The sequence below is a fragment of the Tenacibaculum sp. E3R01 genome, assembly GCF_003318185.1.
GTDB lineage: Bacteria > Bacteroidota > Bacteroidia > Flavobacteriales > Flavobacteriaceae > Polaribacter > Polaribacter halocynthiae.
On record NZ_QOCC01000012.1, the window covers coordinates 154,252 to 168,433 of the forward strand.

12 protein-coding genes are annotated in these 14,182 nt (G+C 28.7%); 4 read left to right on the top strand and 8 right to left on the bottom strand.

Going from position 1 to position 14,182, the window contains the following annotated elements; genetic code table 11:
• Positions 1–126: 126 nt before the first annotated feature.
• The 8 genes from DS884_RS02190 to DS884_RS02230 all read right to left on the bottom strand — a co-directional run bounded on the left by DS884_RS02190 (position 127) and on the right by DS884_RS02230 (position 10,636).
• Positions 127–1,083: an alpha/beta hydrolase family protein gene (locus DS884_RS02190; RefSeq protein ID WP_113785611.1), complete on the bottom strand. Its 957-nt coding sequence runs from the start codon at positions 1,081–1,083 to the stop codon at positions 127–129.
• 16 nt (positions 1,084–1,099) lie between these two features.
• A complete protein-coding gene (locus DS884_RS02195; RefSeq protein ID WP_113785612.1) occupies positions 1,100–2,776 on the bottom strand; it encodes a PhoX family protein in 1,677 nt (558 codons plus the stop codon).
• 6 nt (positions 2,777–2,782) lie between these two features.
• A complete protein-coding gene (locus DS884_RS02200) occupies positions 2,783–3,280 on the bottom strand; it encodes a hypothetical protein (protein ID WP_113785613.1) in 498 nt (165 codons plus the stop codon).
• The gene (locus DS884_RS02205) at positions 3,280–3,753 is read right to left on the bottom strand and encodes a hypothetical protein (protein ID WP_113785614.1); all 474 of its coding nucleotides are present in this window, start codon (positions 3,751–3,753) and stop codon (positions 3,280–3,282) included. Before DS884_RS02205 ends, DS884_RS02200 begins: the two co-directional genes overlap by 1 nt.
• 3 nt (positions 3,754–3,756) lie before the next feature.
• Positions 3,757–4,419, bottom strand: coding sequence for a GTP cyclohydrolase I FolE (folE, locus tag DS884_RS02210; RefSeq protein ID WP_113785674.1), 663 nt, complete (start codon positions 4,417–4,419; stop codon positions 3,757–3,759).
• Positions 4,412–4,816 carry a MerC domain-containing protein gene (locus DS884_RS02215; RefSeq protein WP_113785615.1) on the bottom strand — a complete coding sequence of 135 codons (405 nt, stop codon included), beginning with the start codon at positions 4,814–4,816 and terminating at the stop codon, positions 4,412–4,414. Before DS884_RS02215 ends, folE begins: the two co-directional genes overlap by 8 nt.
• 981 nt (positions 4,817–5,797) lie before the next feature.
• Entirely contained in the window at positions 5,798–7,576 is a 1,779-nt protein-coding gene (locus DS884_RS02225; protein WP_093870534.1) for a hypothetical protein, read from the bottom strand.
• Between the two features lie 36 nt (positions 7,577–7,612).
• Positions 7,613–10,636: a tetratricopeptide repeat protein gene (locus tag DS884_RS02230; protein ID WP_113785616.1), complete on the bottom strand. Its 3,024-nt coding sequence runs from the start codon at positions 10,634–10,636 to the stop codon at positions 7,613–7,615.
• A gap of 126 nt (positions 10,637–10,762) precedes the next feature.
• On the opposite strand from DS884_RS02230, the gene DS884_RS02235 reads away from it, so the two are divergent.
• The 4 genes from DS884_RS02235 to DS884_RS02250 are packed head-to-tail and all read left to right on the top strand — an operon-like array spanning position 10,763 to position 14,136.
• Positions 10,763–11,452 (top strand): cell division ATP-binding protein FtsE, encoded by a 690-nt coding sequence (locus tag DS884_RS02235; RefSeq protein WP_093870536.1) that lies wholly within the window; start codon positions 10,763–10,765, stop codon positions 11,450–11,452.
• On the top strand, positions 11,445–12,566 hold the full coding sequence (locus DS884_RS02240; protein ID WP_113785617.1) for a glycosyltransferase: 1,122 nt from the start codon (positions 11,445–11,447) through the stop codon (positions 12,564–12,566). Before DS884_RS02235 ends, DS884_RS02240 begins: the two co-directional genes overlap by 8 nt.
• 24 nt (positions 12,567–12,590) lie before the next feature.
• A complete protein-coding gene (locus DS884_RS02245) occupies positions 12,591–13,328 on the top strand; it encodes a glycosyltransferase family 2 protein (protein ID WP_255414812.1) in 738 nt (245 codons plus the stop codon).
• Positions 13,315–14,136, top strand: coding sequence for a 2OG-Fe(II) oxygenase (locus DS884_RS02250; protein WP_113785619.1), 822 nt, complete (start codon positions 13,315–13,317; stop codon positions 14,134–14,136). The genes DS884_RS02245 and DS884_RS02250 overlap by 14 nt, the downstream gene beginning before the upstream one ends.
• Positions 14,137–14,182 lie beyond the last annotated feature (46 nt).

The following is a 14,182-nucleotide window of genomic DNA, read 5'->3' on the forward strand; positions in this document are numbered from 1 at the left end:
ATAGTTAATGGTTTATATTTCAATTTAATTTAAAGATGTTCTTTTTTAGTATCCGACTTTTTTTAATGCATTCACATGAGTAAAAGCCTTAAAGTTTATAGGAAAGCTTATTAAGTACTTAACTTTTTATCTTCCGTGTAATTTCATGTTTGGTAAATCATTAAGATCTCTTAAGTAATAATCAAAAAAACTTTTAGTTTGAGAGAAAAATTCATCACGAAATTCTCTTATTCCATGATCAGCTCCTTCGAATAAAATAAAACGGACAGGATGTTTATACTTATATAAGTTGCTTACCAATTCTAATGATTCAGTAGCTTGAACACGCCAATCTGAGCTTCCATGCATTATTAAAATTGGTGTTGTTTTACACATTTTATTAGCCCAGAATACAGCAGATCGTTTTTTAAGTTCTTTCTCTTTGTTGTCGTTATAATTTGGAATATACTTGGCGTATACATGTTTTTCAAATTCTGGACGATTTTTAAGAGCTGTAAACGCATTGGCTGCACCAGCAAGAACTACTGCAGCTTTAAAAGTACAAGTTTTTTTAAGGGCTAGGTAGGCCATCATGCCACCTCTACTAGCACCTTCTATACCTATTCTAGAGGTGTCCGCATTTTCAATTTCATTTAAAGTAGGAATAAGGTTTAAAACATCATTTACGTCACTACCGCCTATTTCTTCTTTTCCTTCACTACCGCTATTTCCTCTATATTGACTAGCTGCTACAACATACCCCCAACTTGCAAGTTTTCCAAGAAAGAAACCAACGCCAGTTTCGTTCCATTCTCCAAAATTTCCAGTACCTCCTCTATTTGAAATAATACAAGGAAAATTACCTTCCCTAATTGGTTTAGCAATAAAACCTTTAATTTTTAATGAGTCAGATAGGTATGTTATACTATAAAACTCAACTTTTTTTAATGCTGAAATCATATTAGAATCAGCCTTTTGAATTTTTGTTAGTGTTGACTTACTTAAAATAAGTTTTTCTTTCTTTATAATTTTTCCATTTTGAGCATGTAAATTATAAGAATTGTAAAGAATAAAAAGTAAAATTGTAGCTAGTTTATACCTCATGATTTCTTAATCTTGATTAAGATTCTATTTTATTAAGCATATTCATTTTTTCGATTAAATCACCTGTAATAGCAACAACAGCTGGTTTAGGAATACCATCTTTATCAAAAGGCCATTTGCTTGTAGGATTTTTTAGATCTCTAGTTTGTTCTCCTGGGTGTTGTACACTTAAAAATAATGTTTTACCATCAGGAGAGAACCATGGTCCAGTAAATTCAGCATCCATAGGAGCAGAGGCAACTCTAACTACTTTTCCTGCATCTATACCGTGTCGTGGTATTACAAATAAGCTATTGTTTTTAAAGGGAACATAAGGTTTATCCTCTCTGTTCATAGAGTTTCCTGAGATGTCAGAAGTCATCCAAAGATTTCCTGATAAATCAAAAGCTAAGTTATCTGGGCATGAAAACCCGTTAGCTTCTCCACCTGCTTTATAGGTAGAAGCTTTAAAGGTTAATGCATCAAAAGCAAAGTTGTTTTCTTCAATTTTTAAAATAGAACCATGAAAATCACCTTTACTTTTGTTATTAGTTAGTGAAACAAAAATGTTTCCTGTTATTGGATCAATTTCAATATCTTCAGGTCTGTTTAATTCAGTTGCACCTAGAAGCTTTGAAGCTTCTCTAGCTCTAATTAAAACCTCTGTTTGATTTTTAAATTTGTCTTTTAAAATAGGTTGACTATCCCAGTCTAACGCAAGCCATTTCCCATTGATAGTGTCGGCAACATAAAGTGTACCTTCTTTTAAAGATTGTGGCTTTGAAGAAATGAATTTATATAAATGTTCATCGTTTTTATCATCTCCAGTATATGCTACTACTCGTTTATCTTTAAGTTCATATAATGTACAACATTCATGAGCAAACCTTCCTAGCGCTATATGTTTTTGAGCAGCTCCACTGTTTGGGTCTATTTCTACTACCCAGCCATAATGTTCGGGAGGATAATTGTAAAATTTTTCCCACCCATAGCTACTTGGTTGATGAGTAGCTACATTTGTTTCATCATATTTAGTTTCACCAAAGCAACTATCATAATTTTCTTCACATGTGATAAATGTTTTCCAAGGAGTAATTCCTCCAGAGCAATTACTATTTGTTCCAATAACTGTGTTTTTTCCTTTAATAGGATGATCCCAGTTAAGGTTCATTGGAGTTTTAGCTGTTATTCGTTTGTTATGTGGATCGTTTGGAACAATTTTCCATATTCCATCCTCTTCTTTAACTCTTACAATGCTTCCACCAACATTGTACATTTCTTTATCAACTTGTTCTTTTGTTTTATCTTGATTAAGTTTTTTGGATTCTCTATAATTAAAGTTTGAGACAAAAAGGGGGTTTACGTATTCATGATTAACCCATAATAATCCATCTTTAGGATTATTATCATCAAAAGGGATGTAACAATTAAAGTCATTGTTAAATCCAAAAGTGTCGGTGTCATTAATTTTATCCCCCCATTTTATTATGGTATGATATTCTAATCCTTTAGTTAATACTAAATCATCTTCGTTTGTAGGAGCTAAAGCTTCTAAAGTAACTTTCTTTAATTTTTCAAGATTTTTATAAGCTACTTTCTTAGTATTTGAAGGAGTACTATTTTTACCACAGCTAATTAAAAAGGGTGGTGAAATAATAGCGCCTAAACTAGCTTTGCCTAAAAAGGAAATAAACTTTCTTCTGTTGTATTCCATTTGTATTTAATTTAGGTAATGTTTTTGAATACAAATTAGGTTTGGATGAATGTTTTCAAAAACATCCTCAAACCGATTGTAAATCTTACCATTAATTTTTAACTTAGAATTTATAATACCACCTAATTCAAACTGTAACTCTTTTATTTTATAATTCAAGAAATAAGAAAGAATTGAAAACTGACTATCTGTATTTTTCCACAATACTTCAGTATGTTTTTTTTGTTGTATAATTTCATCGTATAGTCTTTTTAATCCCCTTATTTTTGAAAAATCTTGAGTGCTTAATGCATCGTTAATAATGTCATTATTACTAGATAAAATAAATGATATTTCTTTAATGTTATGTTTATTAATTGTTTGCTTTAGATACTCAATCGTTTTATTATTAGTAACAAAAGAATTTCCTAGTGAGGTGTAAAAATAATTTTTACACTTAAATTCATTGTTGATAGTAGATTCTAAACAATCTGTAGGACATAAAAGGAAAAGACGGTTATGCATTAGCTTATAACTTTAGGATTATAAGGGAATGAAGAATGGTGTAAATCAATTTTTAGTTTTCCATTAACAAGTTTATAACTAAAAGTATATTCAACTTTTGCCTCACTACCGTTTAAATCAGTGAAAAAATAATTACCCATTGCTAATGCGCGGTTTTCTTCTAAAATTAGATTAGAATTTTCAAAACGTACTTTTGTCCATGGTTGTATAGCGAATCCTTTATCCTCTTCACAAGCGCGATTTTCTCCAGCAATAAAATAAGATAAAGCCTCTGGTTTTGTGGGTCTAAATTGTTCTAATGAGCATTTAGTTGGTTTAAATAATACCAATCTAGATTCAAAGTTATAAAGTTCATCAAGAAATTGACTTGCAAAATTTTCACATTCAGTTCTGTTATCTTTTAATGAACCAATTTTTACAACTCCTTCTCCCCAGTTATTTTGAATGTTTACTATTTGTTCTTTAGTTATCATAATTTATGGTGTTTGATTATTAATTATATTTATAAATTCGTCACGATTTAATTTATCACTAAAAGATCCGCCATACTCTAAAGTTGTTGTGTAGCTATCTTTATCTTTTATACCTCTTGAAGAAACACATAGATGTTTAGCGCATATCATTACAATTACATCATCTGTTTTTAAAACGTTTTGTAAATTTTTAAGAATTTGTAGAGATAATCTTTCTTGCACTTGTGGGCGATGTGCATAGTAATCTACTAATCTGTTTATTTTTGATAAACCGATTACTTTATCTTTTGGTACATAAGCAATATGTGCATGTCCAGTTATGGGTAAAAAATGGTGTTCGCAAGCTGAATCAATTGTGATATTCTGCTCAACTAACATTTTTTTGTAGCCATATTTATTTTCAAATATTGATAGTTTTGGTTTGTTTTTTGGATCTAAGCCATAAAATAATTCTTTCACATACATTTTAGCAACTCTATATGGAGTTCCAGATAAACTATCATCAGTTAAATCGAGTCCAAGTTCAGTCATTATTTTTCCAAAATAAAGCTCTATATTTTTAATCTTTTCATCATCAGATTTATCAAAAGCATTTGGTAATAAAGGCGTTTCTATGTTAGAGCTTATGTGGTTGTCTCCAATTAATTCAATTTGTTTTTTATCCATGTTTTGTGCAGCATTTGTCATTTTTACATTGACAATATTTTTGATTATATAAATGAAGTCCCACTAGTATAAGTGCTACTATGTATTTAATTGTTTCATGAAGATTGATTAACTGTGTTTTCTCATTAAGTATTACTATAAATAAAGCTAACCAATTTACCCATAAAGCAGGTTTAATTATAGTATTAGAAGTGTTTTTGGTAGAATGATAAACAGCAAAAAAAGAAATAGTTAAAAAGATGTAATCTATCCATTGCCACCAAGTTGGTGTTGCATTACAACAGCTCGTTGAGCAAGTTTGTACAATAAATAAAAAAGGAGTAGCAATGCAATGAAGCATGCATAATGTACTAGCAAGAATACCAATATTATCTGATTTAGATAAAGTAAATTTCATGGATTAAACAATTAAAGCAACTAAGTTGCGAATATAAGGGTTTCTTTTGAATTTGCAACTTAGGTGCATAAACAAAGTGGTGTTAAAAAACACTTAAAATAATTTTTGAACCATGCGTAAGTACTAAATAACTGGTAATTATTATGTAGGAGATATTAAATCTAGGTTAGTTAGTAGAGTTTAAGGTATTAGTGAATTTGAAAATGAATGTGATCATCATGTCTAACTGCCTTACAACCTTGAAAGCGAACTTTAGTAGAACTTATACTTAATCGTTTTTTTAAATGAGGTTCAATAAAAATTTTTTGAACATTTTTATCTTTTGCAATTAAGTTAATTAAAAATGCATTTGCTGTATTTGAAAAAATCAAACTCTTGTTTGAACCAAATGTTAAGTATTTAGTGAAGTTATATTGCCAATATCCTTTTGATTTACAGAAATTAGTAGTGCTTTTTTCTTGCTCTTTAGGTATTTCAAAAATACCATAACCAGTGTTGGATGGTTTTTGATTGGTATGTTTTCCTGCTATATTTTTATAAATAAATGAAAGGTCTATTTTTTTTCCATCATTATGACTTAAGTGAGGTAGTAAAGGAAATCCATTAAGAAAAGGAAAATTAGCATCTAGATATACCAGTTGTAGATTCGGGTATTTATCATTAAATTTTTTACCTATAGTTTGTAATGATTTGTTTAGGGGAGTGCTTACATAGTTTCTGTTTAATACTATTGTTAAGTAGGAGTGAGGAGAAACAAAACTAGAATTACTTATTTTTTCTCTTCCACAAAAAGAGGCGATAGGTGGTATTAAAATAAATGTAGCTGTTAAATATATTCCAATAAAAATTGTTGTGTTTTTTAGTTTTTTGTACGGAGTGTTTTTTTAAAATAAAAAAGTTGACAGTATAAAAATTATACCGCCAACTTGAGTGATTATAGTTAGTAAAATGAAAATTAATAACTGTATTAATCTTTTCATTTTAAAACAATGAGTCAAACTTCCATGTGATTCCGCCTAATGCTTGAAATCCTTGAACCCCGAAGTTTGTATACTGCTGATAGTTGTTGTTTAAAACGTTTTTTAAATTTAAGAAAACAGAAAAGTCATCATGAAAATGGTACCCTCCATTAAAATTAATGTCTATATAACTTTTTAAATTTACAGTTGTAAAAGGAGAAGGTGTTATACCGTCATATTGTACGCCTTTTCTTTCTCCCACAAAAAATAAATTAGCTCCAGCATACCATTTATCAACTTTATAACTTCCAAATAATTCACCTCTAATTTTTGGTTCGTTCCATGGGTGTAACTGATTTTCAAGTGTAAATTTATTGAATTCAAGGTTAGCACCTACGGTTAAGTTTTTTATGCCTTCAAAAGCAACTTCACCAAAAAATGAAATTAACTTAGTGTCATTGTATATTACTCTAAAAGAGTTCCCAAACTCATAACCATTTAAGATAAAACCATTGCTGCCAGTAGATTTTTTTCCGTCAGATTTAGAATAGTTTAGTGTGTAAAAAGGTCTGTCTTCAATATCGGAATAGCTAGCCTTAAAATTATAACTAAATTGCTGACTCATTTTTCCTTTAATTCCTCCAAAGGCATTATATTTCTCATTAGTTTGAGTGACATCTAATGTAGGTGAAACATATGGATTGTTGTCAGAATAATTCTTGTACGTATTGTTTTTTAGACCTCCTGTAGCTCCAATAAAAATATTAGCAAAGTCTTTTACAATTGGATATGATATTTCTACATCAGGATATAATAAAAAATGGTTTACAGTTTTTTCTATATCCATAGAAAAGTATCCTTTACCTCCAAGTTTTATAGATAAATCTTTTATATTGAATTTATAATAAGGATTAACTCCTAAAGTTAAAAAACTATATTTAATTTCATTTTGACTTTCATATGCGTTAGCAAATTTTCCACCTAAAAAATTGACAGAAGTTTTTAGTAACAGATCATTTAAATTTCTATGAATTCCTTCTAAAGGAAAGTTGAAATTAACAGCAGCATCAATATTGAATTCACTACTACTGAAAGCATCTGAAAAGAAAGAAACAGATCCGTTAGCGGTGTCTATATATGAATCATCAAAATTAATTTTTCCATAAAGGTTATAGTATCCATATGTTTGAGCTTCTTCAATAGCATCAATTGTACCATTTGTGAAATCAATATTTGTAGGCAATCCATACCAATTATATTTATTTCGTTCTAAATTTAATCCTGCTTCCCAAACAAAATAACGTTGAACTTGTTGGTGATATAAATCAATATCTAAATTATAGTAAGTACTACTTAGTTTGGTGTTTTCAACAGGGTCTAGTGATAGCAGAAGTTTAGCATATACACCAGATTCACTATCACGATTCATACTTTTTCTAATATATGTTTCTATAAAAGGAGATACGATATTACCAAATCCTGCAGAGATATAATTATCATATAAGCGCTCACGTTTTCCTAGACTTATCTTTTTTAAAGCACCACTTTTAGGAATAAAAGTAGAAGCAACAGGAACAGAAAATATTTGATAATCTAATTTTTTCTTTTCAGTTTCTTTCGTGTGCGTAATTGTAGGCTTTTCTTTTATTTTAAAAGCATCAGTAATTTTGGGAACATAAGAAGTAATTACTTTTACTACTTCTGTTTTTATAATAGTATCTTTTGCTTTCTTTGTGTTTTTATCTTGAGCATTTACAATTGATATTGTAAATAAAACAAGTAACCATACGTGCTTTTTCATTGATTTCAAGTGTTTAGCTTTAGTTTGTAACAAATGTTAGTTTTGTTTAGTTACTGATTCGTTGGTTTTTGCTTCTTTATTTTTAATAGTACGTAATTCGTTTTTAGCTTCTTCAATTACGTCTTTATATTGAGTGAAATTTTTAATAATATTCTCTAAAATATAGGTTGCTTGGTACGCATCTTTTAAAGCGTAATGATTTTTAGCCATAATAATATAGCTTTTAACTCCCCAATATTTATAGTTAGAATAATTAGCTATTAAATTTTGAATAGCTTTATTAGATTCATCGTATTCTTTATGATCATTTAAGAAGAAAGCATTGTAATAAAGGCATTCAGCTTTCAGTTTTCCAGTGGCTTTTTTATTCACCTCTATAAAGAACTCTTCAGCAGTTTGATAATCATCAGTTTTAAGTGATGCACGAGCTATAATAATTTTAGCATCTTCTATAACTGAGTTATCTATTTTTCCATTACTTAAAACTTTTTCAGCGTAGGTAATTGCATCTGAGTACTTATTGTCATTATAATAACCTTTCATTAAATTACTTTGCGCAAAAATGATATTTTGAGGATAGTTTGCTTCTTTTTCTAATTGTTGTAGAATTCGAATTCCATTTTTCCAATCATCATTGTCTAAATAAATTTGTCCAAGTTTAGCTAAAGACTCTTCAGTAAATTCATTTTTACTTTGTGCTGCTACATATTCATAATGTGGTTTGGCAGCAGTTCCTTTTTTAATTTTATTTAATGATTGCGCTAAATAAAAATGAGCTTTTAAAGCATTTACTCCATTCGGAAATCGTTGTAGGTAATTTGTAAAACCTTCAATAGCTTTGTTAGTGTTGTTTTCTAGAAATTTGTTTTCAGCAGATTGGTAGGTAGCATTGTCTAACTCGGCATTTGATACATTTACAAATTTTACATTTTTAACCCAAGAAGCATATTCATCAACTTTACCTATGTCTATATATACATTTTTAACGTTAGTAACCGCTTGTTTAGCTTCATTTGAATTAGGATATTTAGCTACAACAGCTTTATATTTTTGTAGAGCTTTGTTGTTGTTATTGTTGTTGTAATATAAAAGACCTTGACGAAGTAAAACACTTGGAGCATAACTGCTTTTAGGATGTTTAGTTAGTATTCTATTATATGCAGCTTGCGCTTTAGGAACACTACCTGTTGTTGTATATGTATTTCCTAGCTGAAATAAAGCATCATCTTTTAATTGAGAATCTTCATAACTATTAGAAATTTTTCTTAGGTTTTCTATTTTATCGTCACTTTTGCCTAAAAAACCATAGCTCATAGCTGTTTGGTATTGTGCATAATCTGCTCCAGTACCTCCTTCTTGAATAACTTTATTATAGGCAGCAATTGCTTTGTTATATTTTTTAGTGGCATAAAAAGCATCTCCTAATCTATTTGAAGCATCGTCATTTAAATCGTTATTATCATTTTTTTTATCTAAAAACTGTTGAAAATGATTAGCAGCATCACTATACTTTTTTAATTTGAAAAAAGTGTAACCAATATTATAATCTAACTGATTGAAGCTCGCAGAAGAATCATCAGTAACTAATAAAAATTGAGTTAAAGCAATATCATAGTTGCCTAATAAATATTCAGTTTCTGCTAACCAATAATTTGCTTTATTAACAGTAATAGCATTTTCAGCTTTTGTTGCATTAAAAAAATAAGGTTTGGCTTCGTTTAACTTTTGCTCATTAAACAGTTGAATACCTCTGTATAAAGAAACCTCATTAGCTAGTTTTTCATTTTCAGGGTTTTTCTTGTTGCTGTTTAAGTATTCTAAAGCTCCTACGTAATCTCTTTGATGTAAGTATGAGGTTATTAAAAGTTCGCTAATTTCACTATTTTCAGGAGAAAGTGGATATTTAGCCAAATATTCTTTTAAAACTTCAGGTACACTTTTATAAGGATTTCCTTGGTCATAACTTAGTTTAGCGTAATTTAACCATGAACCTTCAGTAATTTTAGGATCAAAATCCATTTCACTTGCATTTTTAAAAGCATTTAAAGCTTCAGCTTTTTTGTCAAGTCTTAAATAACATTCTCCTAAATGATAGTATGCATTTTGAGCTACCTTATTGGTACCGCCAATAATTTTATTAAAATTTTTAATAGCAGTTTCATAGTTTCCCTTTTTATAATAGGCGTATCCTAAATAATAGTAATCAGTATTAGTCCACTTTCCTTTAGTACCTCTATACTTTGTAAGGTAAGGAATAGCCTTATCGTATTGTTTTAAGTTAAAATAACTTTCTCCAATAATTTTTGAAATTTGAGAAACTTCTTTTTTGTCTTTAGAAGTGTTTAATAATTTTTCACCAATTTGAACAGATTTATCAAAACGACCAGCTTTAAAACTAATATCTAAAATATAATAGTTAGCTTTTGCTTGATAAGTAGCGTCATTAGCTAATTGACTTAAGTTGTCTTCTGCTTCACCAAAGTTTTCTTGTTTATAGGCTATGTATCCATAAAAATAACGAGCATCATTACCGTATATAGGATTTCCTAATAGCATTTTAAAACGTTCTTTAGCATCTTTTAAGTAGTTTGAAACTAAAAGACAGTAACCTATTTTATAATTTAATTCGTTTTTTTCTTCTTGGTTTAATAACTTATCATTTACTTTTTGATACCATTTTAAAGCATGTGCGGCTTTACGATTAGAAAAATAATAATTACCTACATTTAAATATGCTTTTTCTTTTTTATTACTATACGGATGGTTTTCAACAAAGCTTAAAACTTTATCGTTAGCATCATCTTGAACCAGCTTTATAGCACACATTGCGTCATAATAATCGGCATCAGCTTTTATGTTTTTATGAGGTTCAGATTCTTTTGAAGTTTTAACAAAAAGCTTTTGTGCTGCGGCATAAGCTTTATTATTATAAAGTTCAGTAGCTTTGTAAAAATCAGCATTATCTGTTGCATTAAATGTTGTTTTTTGTGCAATAATACCAGTTGTACAAGCTAAAAAAAGTAAAAAGAAAACATTCTTTTTAATACAATTAATTCTCATATTTTTTAGTTATCTAGAAACTATAACGTTAGTTTTTTATTTTTGTTGGAGGAATAATCATCAAAAGTAATAAATGTTATAGAATTACGTAATAAAATTTTAATTTTGTAAAAAACAATTTTACTTATGGATATACCTGTTTTACATCTTAACAAAGCTGATATTTATCAAAGAGATAATTTAGTTTTATCTAAAATCGACTTTACACTAAATAAAGGGGATTTTTATTATTTAATAGGAAAAACAGGTAGTGGTAAAAGTAGCTTATTAAAAACATTATATGGAGATTTACGTTTACAACGTGGATTAGGGAGTATTGTTGGATTTGACTTAAAAAAAATGCAAGAAAAAGATATTCCTTTTTTAAGAAGAAAATTAGGTATTGTTTTTCAGGATTTTAAGTTGTTGAATGATAGGAATGTATATGAAAATTTAGAGTTTGTGCTAAAAGCTACTGGTTGGAAAAATAAAGTAGACATGAAAGATAAAATTCATGAAGTGCTTGATAAAGTAGGAATGAAAGAAAAGTACTATAAGAAAACTTTTGAACTTTCTGGTGGTGAGCAACAACGTGTAGCTATTGCAAGAGCTTTATTAAATGATCCAGAGTTGATTTTAGCAGATGAGCCTACTGGTAATTTAGACCCTAAAACATCTTTAGAGGTTATGGAGTTGTTAAATGAAATACATAAAAGCGGAAAAACAATTTTAATGGCTACTCATGATTATCAGTTAATTGTTAAGTATAAGCAAAAAACAGTTAAGTGTGAAGGTGGTGAATTGTTTGAGGTAGTGCAACAACAAACAAATGTCTAAAGGCAATTCTATAAAAAATACTAAAACAGTCTTTGTTGCGGTAACTAATGATTTTTCTACGGATTATAGAGTTCAAAAAACATGTAGTTATCTTATAGAAAAAGGTTTTGAGGTTTTTGTTTATGGAAGGGTTTTACCAGGGACTTTTGAAATAAATATGCCGTATAAAATATATCATAAAAAACATTGGTTCAATAATAATGTTTGGTTTTATGCTGAATATAATATTAGGTTGTTTTTTTTCTTGTTGTTTAAAAAGTATGATTTTGTCTTGTCAAATGATTTAGATACTTTACCAGCATGTTTTTTTGCAAGCAAACTAAGAAAAACAGATTTAATATATGATAGTCATGAATTGTTTTCTGAAGGTCCAGAACTACAGGGTAGAAAAATAGTGCAAGGATTTTGGAGGAAATTAGAGAACTATTTTTTACCAAAGATTAAAAAATCATTTACAGTAAGTCAATCTATTGTAGATTTTTATCATAAAAAATATAACAATTCAATGGGGTTGGTGAGAAATTTACCTTTTGCTAATCAAGAAACAGTCTTTGAAGAGGTTAATTTTCCAACTCAAAACAAAGTAATTTTATATCAAGGAGTCTTAAACCCAGGAAGAGGAATAAAACCTATGATTGAAGCGTTAGCATTTTTAGAAGGTGTAGATCTGGTAATTATTGGGTATGGGAAAGTAGAGGAGGAGCTTAAAACTTTTGTGAAAGTAAAAAAAATGACAAATAGAGTTCATTTTTTAGGTAGAGTAGAAAGGGGGAAATTGCCTAATTACACTAAGAAAGCAACTTTAGGAATGGTATTAGAAGAGCCTTTAGGTAAAAGTTTTGAATATTCATTACCAAATAAACTGTTTGATTATATTCATGCAGAATTACCTATAATTGCGGGAAGCCTACCTGAAATAAAAAAGGTAATATGTAGTTTTGGTGTTGGTGTTTTAGTGAAAAATTATGAGCCTAAAAATATCGCTTTAACTATAAAATATTTATTAAAGAATAAAGATTTAATAAACCAAATTAAATCAAATCAAAAAATAGCAAAGGAAACATTGTGTTGGGAAAAAGAACAAAAGCAATTAGATAACTTTTTTATAAATTAAACTATTATTAATCCACAAATATCCATAATCATTCCTTCTTTTAATAATTTAAAAGAACTTAAAGAATGTTTGTTTAGTATAAAAAAGCAAACGTATAAAAATTATGAAGTGTTGGTTATTGATGGAGATTCCAGTGATGGAACTAAAGAATTTTTGAAAACACTTGATGCTCCTTTTTTTTACCTGTCAGAAAAAGATGAAGGTATTTATGATGCCATGAATAAAGGAATAAGTAAGTCGAAGGGAAATTGGTTGTACTTTTTAGGTACAGATGATAAGTTTTATGACAAAGATGTTTTAAAGAATATAGCAACGTTTTTTGAAGAAAAAGATTTGGAGTTAATTTTTGGAAAGGTTGATTATAAAATAAAAGGCTTCTATCCTTTTATTTATAGTAAAAACAAAACTGAAAAGAAAGCAACGTGGAACTGGAAAATTTGGATACGGAATTCAGTTCATCACCAAGCTACATTTTATAAAAAATCATTATTTGTAAATACTAAGTATAGTTTAAAATACAAGATTTTATCTGATTATGCTATGAATATAAATTTATACAAGAGAAAATTAAGTTATAAAATAATAGAGGTATTTATTGCACAATGTTTGTCTTCGGGAGTTTCTAAAATGGGAAAATGGAATATGTATAAAGAGGAAACTAAATTAAAAACTGAAGCAAGTTCTATGGTTTTTTATCCGGTATTTTATATTCTATCTAGTTGCAAATTCTTTCTAAAAAAAATACAATATGCAGTTAAGTAGAAAAGAAATAGGTGATTTGATTTTTAAAAGAATTACTGAAAAGAAAGATGAATTAAAAATTTTTTATAAAGAAAAGAAATCAACAATAGGATATTTTTTTTTAGATGATTTGTTGCCAGATGAGTTAGCTACTTGTATTTATGATTCTTTTCCTGAAGTTGAAGTTACTAAGCAGAAAAAAAGTATTAGAGAGTTTAAGTATGTTGCTTATCAAATGAATACGTACAACGCTTTATTAGAGGAGGTTGTTTATGCGTTTCAAGAAGAAAAAAATGTAAGGTTAATTAGTGATATTTGTGGGTTGGATAAAGTGTATGCTGATGAAAATTTATATGCAGGAGGATTATCATTAATGAAGAAGAATAATTATTTGAATCCACACTTAGATAACTCACACGATAAAGATAGAGATAAATGGCGCGTTTTAAATCTATTATATTACGTTACTCCTAATTGGAAATTAGAACATGGAGGTAATTTAGAGTTGTGGGAACAAGGCTTGAAGAGCAAACCTGTTGTAGTAGAAAGTAGATTTAATAGGTTAGTTGTTATGGCTACTCATCAAAACTCATGGCACTCAGTTAGTAAGGTCAATGTTGATGCGGTGAGGTGTTGTGTTTCTAATTATTATTTTTCTGATATCTCATATTTAGAAAGTGATACATTTCATGTTACTACATTTAGGGGTAGGCCGGAAGAGAGGTTTAAAAATGTATTCTTGAAGATTGATAGTAATTTAAGATCTTTTTTACGAAAATTTTTTACAAAAGGTATTAGAAAAAATCCTCATCAATACCAAAAAAAATAGTTTTCCTTAACTTGTATTTAAATGATAAAAAGAGAAAACCCACTCC

Excerpts from the sequence above, each read along its gene's own strand:
- DS884_RS02195 (WP_113785612.1), bottom strand. The coding sequence starts at position 2,776 with ATGGAATACAACAGAAGAAAGTTTATTTCCTTTTTAGGCAAAGCTAGT.
- DS884_RS02200 (WP_113785613.1), bottom strand. The coding sequence starts at position 3,280 with ATGCATAACCGTCTTTTCCTTTTATGTCCTACAGATTGTTTAGAATCT.
- DS884_RS02215 (WP_113785615.1), bottom strand. The coding sequence starts at position 4,816 with ATGAAATTTACTTTATCTAAATCAGATAATATTGGTATTCTTGCTAGT.
- DS884_RS02235 (WP_093870536.1), top strand. The coding sequence starts at position 10,763 with ATGGATATACCTGTTTTACATCTTAACAAAGCTGATATTTATCAAAGA.
- DS884_RS02250 (WP_113785619.1), top strand. The coding sequence starts at position 13,315 with ATGCAGTTAAGTAGAAAAGAAATAGGTGATTTGATTTTTAAAAGAATT.
- DS884_RS02225 (WP_093870534.1), bottom strand. The coding sequence starts at position 7,576 with ATGAAAAAGCACGTATGGTTACTTGTTTTATTTACAATATCAATTGTA.
- folE (WP_113785674.1), bottom strand. The coding sequence starts at position 4,419 with ATGGATAAAAAACAAATTGAATTAATTGGAGACAACCACATAAGCTCT.
- DS884_RS02240 (WP_113785617.1), top strand. The coding sequence starts at position 11,445 with ATGTCTAAAGGCAATTCTATAAAAAATACTAAAACAGTCTTTGTTGCG.
- DS884_RS02230 (WP_113785616.1), bottom strand. The coding sequence starts at position 10,636 with ATGAGAATTAATTGTATTAAAAAGAATGTTTTCTTTTTACTTTTTTTA.
- DS884_RS02205 (WP_113785614.1), bottom strand. The coding sequence starts at position 3,753 with ATGATAACTAAAGAACAAATAGTAAACATTCAAAATAACTGGGGAGAA.
- DS884_RS02190 (WP_113785611.1), bottom strand. The coding sequence starts at position 1,083 with ATGAGGTATAAACTAGCTACAATTTTACTTTTTATTCTTTACAATTCT.